Consider the following 14487-nt stretch of genomic DNA (forward strand, 5'->3'; position numbering starts at 1 on the left):
GTCCCGGCTGAAGATCCCCTTCCCACCATGTGAACCCTGGGGCTTCGACGGTGCGCACGGCCGCCTCGAATCCCGGAGGTCGGACCATGGTCCCCCCAACCTCTACCCCGGCGCGGGCCGCGAAAGCGCGCCGCGGCGAAGGGCAGTGGGCGCTGGGTTACCGCGAGCCGCTGAACCCGAACGAGCGCTCGAAGAAGGACGACAACCCGCTGAACGTGCGGGCCCGGATCGAGAACATCTACGCCCACGGTGGCTTCGCCTCGATCGACCCGGCTGATCTGCGCGGGCGCTTTCGCTGGTATGGCCTTTACACCCAGCGCAAACCCGGCATCGACGGCGGGCGGACCGCCGTGCTGGAACCGGAGGAGCTGGACGACGAGTACTTCATGCTGCGCGTCCGGGTCGACGGCGGCGCGCTGAGCACCGAGCAGTTGCGGGTGCTGGGCGAGATCTCCCAGACCTACGGCCGGGACACCGCCGACATCACCGACCGCCAGAACATCCAGTACCACTGGATCCAGATCGAGGACGTGCCCACGATCTGGGAGAAGATCGAGGGCGTCGGCCTGTCCACCACCGAGGCCTGCGGGGACAGCCCGCGGGTGGTGCTGGGCTCGCCGGTGGCCGGGATCTCCGCGGACGAGGTCATCGACGGCACCCCGGCCATCCACGAGATCGTCAAGCGCTACATCGGCGACCCGGCGTACTCGAACCTGCCCCGCAAGTTCAAGAGCGCCATCTCCGGTGTGCAGGACGTGGCGCACGAGGTCAACGACATCTCCTTCGTCGGCGTGGACCACCCCGAGCACGGGCCCGGCTTCGACCTGTGGGTCGGCGGCGGGCTGTCCACCAACCCGATGATCGCCAAGCGACTCGGCGTGTGGGTGCCGCGGGATGAGGTGCCGGACGTGTGGGAGGGCGTGATCAGCCTTTTCCGCGACTACGGCTACCGGCGGCTGCGGCACCGGGCCCGGATCAAGTTCCTCATCGCCGACTGGGGTGTGGACAAGTTCCGCGAGGTGCTGGAGACCGAGTTCCTCCAGCGCAAACTGCTCGACGGGGTCGCGCCGCCGGCTTCCGGGCCGATCGACCACGTGGGTGTGCACCCGCAGAAGGACGGCAAGTTCTACATCGGGGTCGCGCCGATCGCCGGGCGGGTCTCCGGCTCGATCCTGGTCGAGGTGGCCAAGGCGGTGGAACGGGCAGGGTCCCGCCGGGTTCGCTTGACCGCACAGCAGAAACTGGTCGTGCTCGACGTCGCCGAGTCCGAAGTGGACACTCTGGTGGACGAGCTGGCCGGCCTCGGCCTGCACGCCCGGCCCTCGCCGTGGCGGCGCAGCACCATGGCCTGCACCGGGATCGAGTTCTGCAAGCTCGCCATCGTGGAGACCAAGGCACGGGCCGCGCGGCTGGTGGAGGAGCTGGAGAAGCAGCTCGCCGACGTCCAGCACACCCTGGCCGAGGCCGCGATCAGCGTGCACATCAACGGCTGCCCCAACTCCTGCGCGCGGATCCAGACCGCGGACATCGGGCTCAAGGGCCAGATCGTGACCAACGGCGAGGGGCAGCAGGTCGAGGGCTACCAGGTGCACCTCGGCGGCGGACTCGGCCTGGACGCCGGGTTCGGCCGGAAACTGCGCGGACACAAGGTGACCAGCGCCGAACTCGGCGACTACGTGGAGCGGGTGGCGCGCAACTTCGTGGCCCAGCGCGTCGACGGCGAGCGGTTCGCCCAGTGGGCGGCCCGCGCGGAGGAGGCGGATCTGCGATGAGCGAACGAGCGACGCCGTTCTACTGCCCCTACTGCGGGGACGAGGACCTGCGCCCGCAGGAGGAACCGCACGGGGCGTGGGGCTGCACGGGCTGCCGGCGGGTGTTCTCGCTGAAGTTCGTCGGCCTGCAGCGCCCGGTGGAGGTGATCCGGTGAGCGCCGTGACCGACCTCAAGTCACTGGCCGAGCGGGCCGCGGACGAACTGGCCGAGGCCACCGCGCTGGAATCGCTGACCTGGGTGGCGCAGACCTTTCCGCTCAACCGGTGGATCCTGGCCTCGAACATGCAGGACGCGGTGCTGATCGACCTGGCGGCCAAGGTGGTCAGCGGGTTCGACGTGCTGTTCCTGGAGACCGGGTACCACTTCGCCGAGACCATCGGCACCAGGGACGCGGTGGAGTCGGTGTACCCGTTGAGCATTGTCAACGCGCTGCCCGATCAGACCGTGCCGGAGCAGGACGCCGAGCACGGGCCGAACCTGTTCGAGCGGGCGCCGGATCGCTGCTGCGCGCTGCGCAAGGTGATCCCGTTGCAGCGCACGCTGTCCCGCTATGACGCGTGGGTCACCGGCGTGCGCAGGGTGGACGCGCCGACCAGGGCGAACACGCCGATCGTGGGCTGGGACGAGCGCAACGGGCTGATCAAGGTCAACCCGATCGCCGCCTGGACCGACGAGGAGTTCAACGCCTACATCGCCGAACACGGCATTCTGGAGAACCCCCTGGTAGGCGCGGGATATCCGTCCATCGGCTGTGCGCCCTGCACGGCGAAACCATTGCCGGGCGCCGACCCGCGCAGTGGCCGCTGGGCAGGCCAGAACAAGACCGAGTGCGGACTGCACGGATGAAGGCGGGGGAATGACGAGCACACTGCGGCCGGCCCAGGACAACCTGACCGCGCTGGAATCCGAGGCCATCCACATCTTCCGCGAGGTGGCCGGGGAGTTCGACCGGCCGGTGATCCTGTTCTCCGGCGGCAAGGACTCCACGGTGCTGGTGCACCTGGCGCTCAAGGCCTTCTGGCCCGCGCCGGTGCCCTTCACCCTGCTGCACGTGGACACCGGGCACAACTTCGAGGAGGTCATCACCTTCCGGGACGACCTCATCGCCAAGCACGGGCTGCGGCTGGAGGTCGCGCACGTGCAGGACTGGATCGACGACGGACGGCTCACCGAACGCCCCGACGGCACCCGCAACCCGTTGCAGACCGTGCCGTTGCTCGACTCGATCACCGCGCACAAGTTCGACGCGGTCTTCGGCGGCGGGCGGCGGGATGAGGAACGGGCTCGGGCCAAGGAGCGCATCTTCAGCCTGCGCAACGCCTTCGGCCAGTGGGAACCCAAGCGGCAGCGGCCCGAGCTGTGGAACCTCTACAACGGACGGCACCGCCCCGGCGAGCATGTCCGGGTCTTCCCGCTGTCCAACTGGACCGAACTGGACATCTGGCGCTACATCGACCGGGAGAACATCGAGCTGCCCTCGATCTACTACTCCCACGAGCGCGATGTCTACCTGCGGGACGGCATGTGGCTCACCGAGGGTCCGTGGGGCGGTCCGAAGCCCGGGGAAACGGTGCAGCGCAAGGTGATCCGCTACCGCACGGTCGGCGACGGGTCCTGCACCGGCGCCGTCGAGTCCGACGCACGTGATCTGGCCGCGGTGATCGCCGAGGTCTCCGCCTCCCGGCTCACCGAACGCGGCGCCACCCGCGCCGACGACCGGCTCAGCGAAGCGGCCATGGAAGACCGGAAGCGAGAGGGCTACTTCTGATGACCGACCTGCTGAGGCTGGCCACCGCCGGATCCGTCGACGACGGGAAGTCGACCCTGGTCGGCCGCCTGTTGTACGACACCAAATCCGTGCTGGCCGACCAGCTCGAAGCCGTGCAGCGGGCCAGCGTCGATCGGGGACTGTCCACTCCGGACCTGTCCCTGCTGGTCGACGGCCTGCGCTCGGAACGCGAACAGGGCATCACCATCGACGTGGCCTACCGCTACTTCGCCACCCCGCGACGCAGTTACGTGCTCGCCGACACCCCAGGACACGTGCAGTACACCCGCAACACGGTCACCGGCGCGTCCACCGCGCAGCTGGCCATCCTGTTGGTGGACGCCAGGAAAGGCGTGATCGAGCAGACCAGGCGGCATGCCGCCGTGCTGGCCATGCTCGGCGTGCCGCAACTCGTTCTCGCGGTCAACAAGATCGACCTGATCGACTACGACGAGAACCGGTTCGGGCTGATCGCCAAGGAGTTCCTGGCGCACGCCAACGCGCTGGGCTACCCCGAGCGGTCGGTGGTCTCCGTGCCGGTCTCCGCGCTGGTCGGCGACAACGTGGTGGACCGCTCCGAGCGCACCCCCTGGTACAGCGGGCCGACCCTGCTGGAACACCTGGAAACCGTTCCGGTGCAACCGGATCCGCATGACGTGCCGTTCCGGTTCCCGGTGCAGTACGTGATCCGGCCGCGCACCCCGGAGTACCCCGACTACCGCGGTTACGCCGGCCAGGTGGCGGCCGGGGTGGTGCGGCCGGGCGATGAGATCATCGTGCTGCCCGCCGGCCTGCGCAGCACCGTGGTCCGGATCGACACCGCGGACGGCGAACTGTCCGAAGCGGGCGCCGGTCAATCGGTGACCCTGTTGCTGGACAACGATGTGGACATCTCCCGTGGCGATCTGATCGCGGGCGCGGAACAATATCCAGCAGTGAGTGACGAACTCAACGCCACCGTCTGCTGGCTGGCCGAGAAACCGTTGCTGCCCAACGCCCGTGTCCTGATCAAACACGGCACCCGCACCGTCCCGGCCATCGTCACCGAGTTGGCCGACCGCTTCGACGAACAGCGCCTGTCCACTGTGGATACGCCGGATTCGTTGCAGCTCAACGAGATCGGCCGAGTGCTCATCCGGACAGCAGAGCCGCTGCCGGTTGATGAGTACACCAGCAGCCGGCGCACCGGGTCCTTCCTCGTGATCGACCCGAACGACGGCGGCACCCTGGCCGCCGGTCTCATCGGCGCTCCACTGCCCATCCCGGATGTCAACGAGGACACCGGACTCGGCGGCGCGACCGCCGATGACCGAGCCCTCGTCTCGCCCGGCCCCTAGTCCTTTTTTCCCTTTGTCTCCAGGAGGATCCCCGTGCGTACCCCGCGACGCCGCCATCGCGTCCTGCCCGCAGTGCTCGCCGTCACCGCGCTGATCGCCGCGGTCAGCGGTTGCTCCAGGGCAGCCGAATCCACCGCCGCGGCCAGTGATTCCGGTCCGGCGGCGGAACTGCGGCTCGGGTTCTTCCCGAACGTCACGCACGCCCCGGCCCTGGTCGGCATCGACGAGGACAAGAAGTTCATCGCCAAGGAACTCGGCGGCACCAAGCTGAGCACCCAGGCGTTCAACGCCGGACCCTCCGCGGTGGAGGCGCTGCTGGCCGGATCGCTGGACGCGACCTTCATCGGGCCCAACCCGACCATCAACGCCTTCACCAAGTCCAACGGCAAGGCGGTCAAGCTGATCGCGGGCGCGGCCACCGGCGGCGCACAACTGGTGGTGCGCAAGGAGATCAACGGTCCGCAGGACCTCAAGGACAAGAGCATCGCCACCCCGCAGCTGGGCGGCACCCAGGACGTAGCGCTGCGGGCCTGGCTGGCCGGGCACGGGCTGAAGGTGGAGACCACCGGCGGCAAGGACGTCAAGATCGCCAACACGGACAACCCGCAGACCTTCGACGCCTTCCGCACCGGTCAGCTCGACGGCGGCTGGCTGCCCGAGCCCTGGTCCTCCCGCCTGGTGCTGGAAGCGGGCGGCAAGGTGCTGGTGGACGAGCGGGACCTGTGGCCGGGCGGGAAGTTCCCGACCACGGTGCTGATCGTGCGCACCGAGTTCGCGCAGAAGCACCCGGCCACCGTGCAGGCGTTGCTGCGCGGGCACGTCGCCGCGACCAAGTACCTCAACGACAGCCCGGCGCAGGCCAAGAAGACGGTCAACGCCGCACTCGGCAGGTACGCGGGCAAGCCGCTGCCGGAACCGGTACTGGAGCGGGCTTTCAGCCAGATCTCCTTCACCACCGACCCGGCCGCGGCCACCTTCCCGAAGCTGTCCAAGGACGCCGTCGCCGCCGGTGTCGCCAAGCAGGAGTTCGACCTCAAGGGCCTGGTGGACCTGGCCGCGCTCAACGAGGCGCTCAAGGCCGCGGGGCTGCCCGGGGTGGACGCGTCCGGACTCGACGGAAAGTGAGGGCACGGCCATGACCGCGACTCTGGAACACACCCGCCCGTCCGGCCACGTCGGGGACGCGGTGGTGCACCTGGACAATGTCAGCAAATCCTTCGGCCGCGGCGCGAACGCGGTGACCGCGCTGGACGGGGTCGACCTGACCGTGCGGCCCGGTGAGTTCGTCTGCCTGCTCGGCGCCTCCGGCTGCGGCAAGTCCACCCTGCTCAACCTGGTGGCCGGCCTGGACAAGCCGAGCGCCGGCACCGTGTCCGTCCACAGTGGACGGCCTGCGGTGGTCTTCCAGGAGCCCGCGCTGATGCCGTGGCTCACCGCCGCCCGCAACGTGGAACTGCCGCTGCGCCTGCGTGGACTCGGTCGCACCGAACGCGCCGCCGCGGCGACCAGGCTGCTGGACCTGGTGCGGCTGGCCGAGGTCGGCCGCAAGCGCCCGCACGAACTCTCCGGCGGCATGCGCCAGCGGGTCGCGCTGGCCCGCGCGCTGGCCACCACCCTGGACGAGGCCGAGGGCGGCAACCCGTTGCTGCTCATGGACGAGCCCTTCGCCGCGCTGGACGCGATCACCAGGGACGCCCTGCAGGGCGAGCTGCGCCGGATCTGGTCGCAGACCGGCACCGCGGTGCTGTTCGTCACCCACGACGTGCGCGAGGCGGTGCGGCTGGGTCAGCGGGTGGTGCTGCTGTCCTCCCGGCCCGGCCGGGTGGTGCGCGAGTGGCGGATCACCGGGCAGGACAACGAGAAGCTCACCGAGGAGATCACCGGCCACCTGCGGGAGGTGATCTCCAGCCATGGCCGTGCCTGAAGCCAAGTCCGGCGCGGACCTGGCCGCGCTCGAAGCGGGCCTGGACGCGCTGGACGCGCCGCCACCACCACGCTCGACCGGGGGGTGGCGGCGGTTCGCGAGCACCGCGCTGCCCCCGCTGGTCGCGCTCGCGCTGATCATCCTGGTGTGGCAGGTGCTGTGGGCCTCGGCGATCGAGCCCGAGTACAAACTGCCCTCCCCGCTCACCGTGGCCGGCGTGCTGTGGGAACGGCTGCTGGACGGCCAGGCCTGGGAAACGCTGTGGGTCTCCACCCACCGCGCGGTGCTCGGTTTCCTCGCCGCGGTCGCCATCGGCACCCCGCTGGGTCTGCTGGTGGCCCGGATTCCCTTGGTGCGCGCGGCGATCGGGCCACTGCTGAGCGGATTGCAGAGCCTGCCCTCGGTGGCCTGGGTGCCCGCCGCGCTGCTGTGGCTGGGCCTGAACGACTCGATGATCTACGCCGTGGTGCTGCTGGGCGCGGTGCCCTCCATCGCCAACGGCCTGGTCGCCGGGATCGACCAGGTGCCACCGCTGTTGCTGCGGGTGGGCACGGTGCTCGGCGCCGGCCGGTTGCAGTCCGCCCGGCACGTGCTGCTGCCCGCCGCGCTGCCCGGTTACCTGGCCGGGCTCAAGCAGGGCTGGGCGTTCTCCTGGCGGTCGCTGATGGCCGCGGAGATCATCGCCCGCTCCCCCGACCTGGGCATCGGCCTCGGACAGATGCTGGAGGAGGGCCGCCAGCTCACCGACATGTCCCTGGTCATCGCGGCGATCCTGCTCATCCTGGCCGTCGGCATCGGGGTGGAACTGCTGTTCTTCCGTCCACTGGAGCGCGCCGTGCTGCGTGCCCGCGGCCTGGCGGCGGCGGTGTGATGACCACCCGGATCCCGTTGGTGGCCCTCGCACACGGCAGTCGCGACCCGCGTTCGGCGGCCACTGTGCACGAGCTGGTCACCGTGGTCCGCGCGCTGCGGCCCGGCCTGGACGTGCGGGTGGCCTTCCTGGACCTGTCCGCGCCGCGGCTGGGCGATGTGCTGACCGGACTGCACAACGAGGGCCACCGCGAGGTCGTGGTGGCGCCGCTGCTGCTCGGCCGGGCCTACCACGCCAAGGTGGACGTGCCCGGCGCGGTGGCCGAGACGGTGACCCGGCTGCCCCGGCTGTCGGTGCGCATCGCCGACGTGCTCGGCCCCGACCCCCGGCTGGAATCGGCCGCGCTGCGCAGGCTGGCCGCGGCCGGAGCCCTGCCAGGGGACGGGAAACTCGGTGTGGTGCTGGCCGGTGCGGGCTCCTCGCACGCCCCGGCCAACGCCGCCGTGCACCAGCTCGCCCACCGCTGGTCCTTCGGCGCGGGCTGGGCCGGGGTGGAAGCGGCCTTCGCGGCCAGCGCGCAACCGGACGTGCCCACCGCCGTCGAACGGCTCAAAGCCCGTGGCGCGCAACGGATCGCGCTGGCCTCCTGGTTCCTGGCCCCCGGCCTGCTGCCGGACCGGGTGACCACCGCGGCGCTGGCCAGCGGGCTGGACACCGTAGTGGCCCAACCGCTCGGTGACGACCCCGAGGTGGCGGAGCTGGTGCTGCATCGCTATGCCGAGGCGTGTGCCGCCGAACGGCGCAACATCACGACTTTAGTGGGTTAACAACAGAATGATCGTCGTGTGAGACTCACCTCAACCGCCGCCGTGTCGGGAGGAATTTTCTACAGCGAGGTGGGATATGTCCCCTGCACGACGCTCCACCGCTCGACTGTTGTTAGCCGCGACCGCTGTTGTCGCTCCCCTGCTCGTCCTGGCCGGTCCGGCCGTGGCCTCCCCTGCGGCCGCGGTGAACTTCGCCTGCCAGGCAAGCAGTCCGCTCGGTCCCGTTGACGCCACCTTCAGCCAGGACCTGACCGCCACCGCGCCGGCCACCGTCGCGCCCGGCGGCGAGGTCAGCGCGGTGTTCGACCCCGCACCGAACAAGGTGCCGGACAAGGTCGGCAACTACACGCTGCGCGAGATCAAGAACTTCGTGCTCACCGTCCCCGTTCCGGCCAACTCCAGCTACGTCTCGGCCACCCTCTCCGGCGGGTCCGGAGTGGGCACACCGACGATCACCAAGGTCGGCAACAACCTTGAGGTCAAGCTGAGCGCGGCGCTCAAGGGCGGCGCGGACTTCGAGATCCCGACCATCACGGTGAAACTGACCGCCGGTGCCAGCGGCACCATCGAGACCAAACTCGGCGGCTCCAGCTTCGCCGACCCCGGCCTGACCTTCATCGCCACCGCGGTCGCGCTCGGGTTCCCGGTCGACGCCCCCACCAAGTGCTACCCCAATCCCAACCCGGCGTTGACCACCACGACGATCGGCTGAACTGCCTCCTTTCAGCCGTTCCCGACCGCATCGGGGAGAACCGCCCGTCTCCCCGATGCGGTCACTTTTATGTTTATGGTCTTCCCATGGCTGACGAACTCGTCCACTACGCGGTCGACCGCGGGATCGCCGAGATCACCCTCGACTCCCCGCACAATCGCAACGCCCTCTCCGCCCAGCTCCGCCGCGAACTGCGCGCCCACCTGAGCGGCGCCGTCGCCGACGAGGCGGTCCGGGTGATCGTGCTGGGCCACACCGGCACCGTGTTCTGCTCCGGCATGGACCTCAAGGAGTCCCGCGGCGCGGGTGCGGACGCCCAGGGCGTCAACGAGTTCCCGGCGATCCTGGAGGAGATCTGGACCAGCCCCAAGCCGGTGGTGGCCAAGGTCGCCGGTCCGGCGCGGGCCGGGGGCGTGGGCATCATCGCCGCCTGTGACATCGCGGTGGCCACCCACGAGTCCAGCTTCGCCTTCACCGAGGTCCGCATCGGCGTGGTCCCGGCGGTCATCTCGGTCACCGTGCTGCCCCGGCTGCTGCCGCGTGCCGCGCACGAGCTGTTCCTCACCGGCGAGAAGTTCGACGCCGCCCGCGCCGCGGCCATCGGCCTGATCAACACCGCGGTCGCCGCGGACGCCCTGGACGCCGAGGTCCGCCGCTACACCGACATGCTCGCCCTGGGCGGTCCGACCGCGCTGGCGGCCACCAAGGCCATGCTGCGCCGCTCCCCCGCGTCCAGCCTGGGCGAGGACTTCGCGGACATGCTGGAACTCTCCGCCGAGCACTTCGCCAGTGCCGAGGGCCAGGAGGGCATCCGCGCCTTCGCCGAGAAGCGCCCGGCCGCCTGGGTGCCGCCCGCCGGGTGAACCCGGCAGGCGGCGGTCAGGCTACTTGAACGGGGTGGTCAGGCAGGCCAGGCGTTCGCCCGCGGTGCCGGCCTTGCCCGGGTCGTGGTGGTTGGTGTGGTCGATGTGCAGCACCACCGAGTTGGCCTCGTTCGGCCGCCACTTCCAGGCCACGGTGGCACTGGCCTTGCCCGCGCCACTGGCGTCGGTCTCCAGGTCCAGCCAGACCTCGTTCTTGGGGTTGGCGAAGGCCGGGTCGACCGAGGGCTGCACCGGGTCCAGCTTGTCCTGGTAGTGCGGGCCGGAGTCCAGCGGCTTCGGCCCGCACACCTTGGTGTGCACGTGCGAGCCGTACTTGCGGTTGGGGCGCAACCCGGTGACGGCCAGGGTCACCGTGGTGCCGCCGCCCGCGGCGCCGGCCGTGACCGTGGCCGCGGCGCCGGCGGGCACCAGTTCGGTGTTGTGCACCACGCCAGGCGGCTGGGCGCCGGAGGCGGCGGGCGGGGCGAAGGTCGCCGCGGCTAACGGGGCCGGAGCGCTGCTACTGGTGGGGGTCTGGGTGCCGGTGGACCCGGTTCCGCCGGACGAGCAGGCCGTGAGGCCGAGCATCGCCACCGCGGCCAGCACAGCCGTTGTCATTCCTCGCATGCCGACTCATCCTGCTAGGGCGGCGGGGGCGCCGCCAGACCGGGTGCACCTTCGTACATCCCCGGTGCCGGTGCGGGCAGGGCGTGCTCGGTGAAGGTTCCGCAGGCCTGGAACCCCAGCCGCCGGTACACCGGTTCGCCGTCCGCCGACGCCTGCAGCACCGCCGTCCGGTACCCGGCTTCGCTGGCCACCCGCAGTGCCGCGTCGGTGACCGCGCCGCCGAAACCGCGGCGGCGGTGGGTGTTCGCGGTGCAGATGTTGTAGAGCCCGGCGACCCCGGCGTGCAGGGTCACCTCGGCGGTGCACACCGGCTCGCCCTCGGCGTAGCCCACCAGGAACCGTGCCGGGCAGTCCAGGGCGCCCGGCCGGGCGTAGTAGGCGGGCACGGTGGGCGAGGGCGGGTCCCAGAGCGCGGCGAGCACCGCGGCGTAGTCGGCCAGCTGGGCCTCGGTGCTCGCCACCACCAGGTCCAGGCCCTCGGCCAAGCGTGGCGCGGGCAGCTCGTCCAGGCTCGCCCACATCGCGGTCTCGGATTCGGTGGCGGGCAGTCCGGCCGCGCTCAACCGCGCGGACAGGTCAGTCGGTGTGGCGGCCGGGCCGACCCACCAGGAGAACGGGCGGCCGGTGCCGCGCAGGGCGGTCACCGTCTCGGCGATCCGGCGATCCGCGGTGGCCTCGGTGAAGCGGGCCCCGGCCACGATGTTGAAGGTGTCGTCGGCCAGTCCGCTGTCCGCGTGGAACACATCCGGCGCCTGGGTGACCCGCGCCGGATCGTGCAACAGGCTCGCGTGCCGGGCCAGATTGGCCTCCATCTGGCGGAGCAGATCCATGCCACACACCATAGGCTCGATCTCCGTGCCGAAGATCTTCCCGTGGCGGCGGTCCAGCACCCTGCCCGAGGCCCGCGAGGGCCTGACCTACGGCAGCCCCGAGCTGGAGGCGGTCCGGGCGGCCGCCCGCGCCGGGGACCGGACCGCGGTGGCCGCGCTGATCGCCTGCGCACAGGATTCCGACGACCGCTCCGACACCGTGCTGGTCGCGGCGGCCACGGTGGTGGCCTGCCACGGCGGCACCGTGCCGCGCTGGCTGCTGGACTGGGTTACCGGCGAACCCGGTGACCCGATCGGGTGGACTCTGCGCGGGGCGGTGGAGGTGTTGCGCGCCTGGGAGATCCGCGGCTACCACCGGGTCCGCGAACCGGGGCCCGGCTTCCCGCGGATGCTGGACGCGGCCGAGGTGATGTGCGCCCGCGCCGCCCAACTCGACCCGGCCGATCCGACGCCGTGGGTGTGGCTGGTGCACCTGTCCCGCGGTCAGGGCGGCGATCCGGCGGACCTGCGCGAGCGCTGGGCGCGGCTGCGGGCGCTGGCCCCGCAGCACCTGCGCGGGCACGAGCAGATGCTCATCTCGCTGTCCCCGAAATGGGGGCATCCGCCGCGGGTGATGACCGAGTTCGTCACCGGTGCGGCGGCCACCGCGCCAGTCGGTTCCGCGCTGAACCTGTTGGTGCTGCGCGGATACATCGAGGAATGGGTGGAGTGTTCCCCCGGCGCGCAACGCCGGTTACTGGAGCGCCCCGAGGTGCGCGCGCACGCCCAGCAGGCAGTGGACCGGTGGCTGCACCCGCACGGCGTGGACCCCAGGGCCCGGATCAGCGGGCACAACCTGGTCGCGTTCTGGTACTCGCTGTGCGGTGAGCCGGAGCTGGCCCGGCCGCATTTCGAGGCCACCCGCGGGCACGCCGACCGGTATCCCTGGTCCTACCTGCGCGCGGATTTCCTGCGCGCCTACTTACGCGCCAGGCAGCGCTCCGGCCTGGTCTAGGCGGTGACCCGCACGGTCAGCAGCGGATTGGCCGCGACCGCGTCGGCGAGCACCTCGCTGATCCCGGCGAAGGCGTCCGGATCGTTGCGCCGCAACACCTCGGCGTGGATCCAGTGCACGTGGTGCTCGACCGCGGGCAGCCAGGACAGGTCGGTCAGGCAGTCATACAGCGCGTCCAGGTTGCCGCCGAAGTAGTCCGGGAAGGACAGCGCCTCGGCGAAGGCGGCCAGCGCGGCCCGCCTGGTGCGCAGCGTGCTGCCGTCGACCACGTGCTCCACCGGCGTCATCGGTTCGGATCCACCTTCACGAAGCTCTCGTAGTGGTCGGCGGTGTAGTACAGCTCCTTGGTGCCGCCGCCGGTGACCAGCCGCCGCGCGCCGCGGGTGCGTTCCCCAGGGGTGGGCACGGTGTACTCGCGGTAGTAGCCCTTGCCCTGACTGGGCAGCCGCTTCTCCCGGTTGCCGAACTCCACCCCGTCCCGGTCCGGGTGCGGGAAGGGCCCGTTGCTCTGGATCAGCTTCCAGGTCCTGGCGGCCTCGGCCGGCAGCTTGGACAGCGCCTCGGTGACCTCTCCGCCGGAGCGGGTGGCCTTGCCGGAACTGGTCGCGCCACCGGCCTGCGCGGAGCTGACCACGGTGGTCTTGGCCGGCGGCGCGCCGGTGTCCCCGCCGAGCAGGCCGCGGGCGAACCAGCCGACGAGCACGAGTCCGAGCAGTCCGGCCAGGGCCAGGGTGATGCGTTTACGAGAGGTCACTGTTGCGGCCCCGGATCCTCGACAGTCCCGCGGAGACCTGGTCGACCGCACGGTCGATCCCCCAGGCAACCGCCCAGCACAACGGCAGCAGCACGGCCATCACCAGCAGGAACTGGAACGGGAACCACTGCTGGGCAAGCCACAGCCCGACCGCGTCCCAGGAGTCCGCCAACCACTGCACGGGCCCGAGCCTACGCGGGGCCGTCGCAGTGACCGGCATCACGGGCGGGTGTCCGGGTCAGGCGATAGGTTTTCAGCCATGTTCGCCGTATACGCCGACAAGCCGAATCCCGAGGATCCCCTGGCCGGCCTGGTGGTCGGCGAGCGTCCCGAGCCGGAGGTCCCGGCAGGCTGGGTCGCGGTCAACGTCAAGGCCGCCAGCCTCAACATGCACGACCTGTGGACGCTGCGCGGGGTCGGCATCAAGGCCGAGCAGTTCCCGATGGTGCTGGGCTGCGACGGCGCCGGCACCCTGGCCGACGGGTCCGAGGTGGTCATCCACGGGGTGATCAACGACGAGGACTGGCGCGGGGACGAGACCATGGACCCCAAGCGCACGCTGCTGACGGAGAAGCTGCAGGGCTCCTTCGCCGAGACCATCGTGCTGCCCAAGCGCAATGTGCTGGCCAAGCCGGCCGGCCTGTCCTTCACCGACGCCGCCTGCCTGGGCACCGCCTGGCTGACCGCCTACCGGATGCTGTTCACCAAGGCCGCCGCCCGGCCGGGGCAGACCATCCTGGTGCAGGGCGCCTCCGGTGGCGTGGCCACCGCGCTGGTGCAGCTGGGCAAGGCGGCCGGCCTGCGGGTGTGGGCCACCGGCCGGTCCGCGGACAAGCGCTCGCTGGCCGAACGGCTGGGCGCGCACGGGGTCTTCGAGCCCGGCGCCCGGCTGCCCGGCAAGGTCGACGCGGTGTTCGAGACCGTCGGCGAGGCCAGCTGGTCGCACTCCATGCGCGCGCTCAAGCCCGGTGGGGTGATCGTCTGCTCCGGCGCCACCACCGGCGGCAACCCGCCAGCCGAGTTGCAGCGGCTGTTCTTCTTCCAGCTGCACGTGGTCGGCTCGATGATGGGCACCAGGGACGAGCTGGCCGACCTGGTCACCTTCCTGGACCTGACCGGCCTGCGCCCGCAGGTGGGCCTGGAGCTGCCGATGGAGAAGGCCGAGGAGGGCTTCCGCGCCATGCTCGGCGGCGAGACCGCCGGGAAGATCGTCTTCACCCGCTGAGCCGGTCGCGCACGGGGACTGCCCAGGCGGTCCCCGCGCCGC

The 14487-nt window shown here is 71.0% G+C and carries 18 protein-coding genes; 13 read left to right on the forward strand and 5 right to left on the reverse strand.

The genetic code is table 11. The annotated features are described in order from the left end of the window. The first annotated feature begins 86 nt into the window (after positions 1-86). The 11 genes from ACTOWY_RS03710 to ACTOWY_RS03760 all read left to right on the forward strand — a co-directional run bounded on the left by ACTOWY_RS03710 (position 87) and on the right by ACTOWY_RS03760 (position 10015). Positions 87-1772, forward strand: coding sequence for a nitrite/sulfite reductase (locus ACTOWY_RS03710; RefSeq protein ID WP_441308180.1), 1686 nt, complete (start codon positions 87-89; stop codon positions 1770-1772). Beyond that, the gene (locus ACTOWY_RS03715) at positions 1769-1927 is read left to right on the forward strand and encodes an Insertion element protein (protein WP_441308181.1); all 159 of its coding nucleotides are present in this window, start codon (positions 1769-1771) and stop codon (positions 1925-1927) included. Before ACTOWY_RS03710 ends, ACTOWY_RS03715 begins: the two co-directional genes overlap by 4 nt. After that, positions 1924-2619, forward strand: coding sequence for a phosphoadenylyl-sulfate reductase (locus tag ACTOWY_RS03720; protein WP_441308182.1), 696 nt, complete (start codon positions 1924-1926; stop codon positions 2617-2619). The genes ACTOWY_RS03715 and ACTOWY_RS03720 overlap by 4 nt, the downstream gene beginning before the upstream one ends. 10 nt (positions 2620-2629) lie before the next feature. Next, the gene (gene cysD, locus ACTOWY_RS03725; RefSeq protein ID WP_441308183.1) at positions 2630-3541 is read left to right on the forward strand and encodes a sulfate adenylyltransferase subunit CysD; all 912 of its coding nucleotides are present in this window, start codon (positions 2630-2632) and stop codon (positions 3539-3541) included. After that, positions 3541-4878, forward strand: a complete 1338-nt coding sequence (locus tag ACTOWY_RS03730; RefSeq protein WP_441308184.1) for a sulfate adenylyltransferase subunit 1 — start codon at positions 3541-3543, stop codon at positions 4876-4878. Before cysD ends, ACTOWY_RS03730 begins: the two co-directional genes overlap by 1 nt. Positions 4879-4911: 33 nt before the next feature. Continuing rightward, positions 4912-6003 carry an ABC transporter substrate-binding protein gene (locus ACTOWY_RS03735; protein WP_441308185.1) on the forward strand — a complete coding sequence of 364 codons (1092 nt, stop codon included), beginning with the start codon at positions 4912-4914 and terminating at the stop codon, positions 6001-6003. A 10-nt stretch (positions 6004-6013) separates the two neighbouring features. Further along, on the forward strand, positions 6014-6802 hold the full coding sequence (locus ACTOWY_RS03740) for an ABC transporter ATP-binding protein (RefSeq protein ID WP_441308186.1): 789 nt from the start codon (positions 6014-6016) through the stop codon (positions 6800-6802). Beyond that, positions 6789-7673, forward strand: a complete 885-nt coding sequence (locus tag ACTOWY_RS03745; protein WP_441308187.1) for an ABC transporter permease — start codon at positions 6789-6791, stop codon at positions 7671-7673. The genes ACTOWY_RS03740 and ACTOWY_RS03745 overlap by 14 nt, the downstream gene beginning before the upstream one ends. Continuing rightward, positions 7673-8440, forward strand: a complete 768-nt coding sequence (locus ACTOWY_RS03750; RefSeq protein ID WP_441308188.1) for a sirohydrochlorin chelatase — start codon at positions 7673-7675, stop codon at positions 8438-8440. Before ACTOWY_RS03745 ends, ACTOWY_RS03750 begins: the two co-directional genes overlap by 1 nt. Positions 8441-8516: 76 nt before the next feature. Next, positions 8517-9152 carry a cyclase gene (locus tag ACTOWY_RS03755; RefSeq protein ID WP_441308189.1) on the forward strand — a complete coding sequence of 212 codons (636 nt, stop codon included), beginning with the start codon at positions 8517-8519 and terminating at the stop codon, positions 9150-9152. Between the two features lie 86 nt (positions 9153-9238). Next, on the forward strand, positions 9239-10015 hold the full coding sequence (locus ACTOWY_RS03760) for an enoyl-CoA hydratase-related protein (RefSeq protein ID WP_441308190.1): 777 nt from the start codon (positions 9239-9241) through the stop codon (positions 10013-10015). 21 nt (positions 10016-10036) lie between these two features. Here the strand turns inward: ACTOWY_RS03760 and ACTOWY_RS03765 are convergent, their stop codons facing one another. Together ACTOWY_RS03765 and ACTOWY_RS03770 are read right to left on the reverse strand one after the other, a co-directional pair. Continuing rightward, the gene (locus tag ACTOWY_RS03765; protein ID WP_441308191.1) at positions 10037-10642 is read right to left on the reverse strand and encodes a superoxide dismutase; all 606 of its coding nucleotides are present in this window, start codon (positions 10640-10642) and stop codon (positions 10037-10039) included. Positions 10643-10656: 14 nt separating this feature from the next. Beyond that, positions 10657-11472, reverse strand: a complete 816-nt coding sequence (locus ACTOWY_RS03770) for a GNAT family N-acetyltransferase (protein WP_441308192.1) — start codon at positions 11470-11472, stop codon at positions 10657-10659. Between ACTOWY_RS03770 and ACTOWY_RS03775 the strand changes: the two genes are divergently transcribed. Then, positions 11471-12466, forward strand: coding sequence for a hypothetical protein (locus ACTOWY_RS03775; RefSeq protein WP_441308193.1), 996 nt, complete (start codon positions 11471-11473; stop codon positions 12464-12466). The two genes, ACTOWY_RS03770 and ACTOWY_RS03775, sit on opposite strands and share 2 nt — an antisense overlap. Here the strand turns inward: ACTOWY_RS03775 and ACTOWY_RS03780 are convergent. Genes ACTOWY_RS03780 through ACTOWY_RS03790 form a run of 3 tightly spaced genes read right to left on the reverse strand, consistent with a single transcriptional unit; the run spans position 12463 to position 13401 of the window. Continuing rightward, positions 12463-12753, reverse strand: coding sequence for a barstar family protein (locus ACTOWY_RS03780; RefSeq protein WP_441308194.1), 291 nt, complete (start codon positions 12751-12753; stop codon positions 12463-12465). The genes ACTOWY_RS03775 and ACTOWY_RS03780 overlap by 4 nt on opposite strands. Next, on the reverse strand, positions 12750-13220 hold the full coding sequence (locus ACTOWY_RS03785; protein ID WP_441308195.1) for a ribonuclease domain-containing protein: 471 nt from the start codon (positions 13218-13220) through the stop codon (positions 12750-12752). The genes ACTOWY_RS03780 and ACTOWY_RS03785 overlap by 4 nt, the downstream gene beginning before the upstream one ends. Continuing rightward, positions 13207-13401: a hypothetical protein gene (locus ACTOWY_RS03790; protein WP_247759469.1), complete on the reverse strand. Its 195-nt coding sequence runs from the start codon at positions 13399-13401 to the stop codon at positions 13207-13209. The genes ACTOWY_RS03785 and ACTOWY_RS03790 overlap by 14 nt, the downstream gene beginning before the upstream one ends. Before the next feature lie 78 nt (positions 13402-13479). Between ACTOWY_RS03790 and ACTOWY_RS03795 the strand changes: the two genes are divergently transcribed. After that, positions 13480-14445: a zinc-binding dehydrogenase gene (locus ACTOWY_RS03795; protein ID WP_441308196.1), complete on the forward strand. Its 966-nt coding sequence runs from the start codon at positions 13480-13482 to the stop codon at positions 14443-14445. Positions 14446-14487: the final 42 nt, after the last annotated feature.

The sequence above is a fragment of the Crossiella sp. CA198 genome (genome assembly GCF_052078295.1).
Lineage (GTDB): Bacteria > Actinomycetota > Actinomycetes > Mycobacteriales > Pseudonocardiaceae > Crossiella.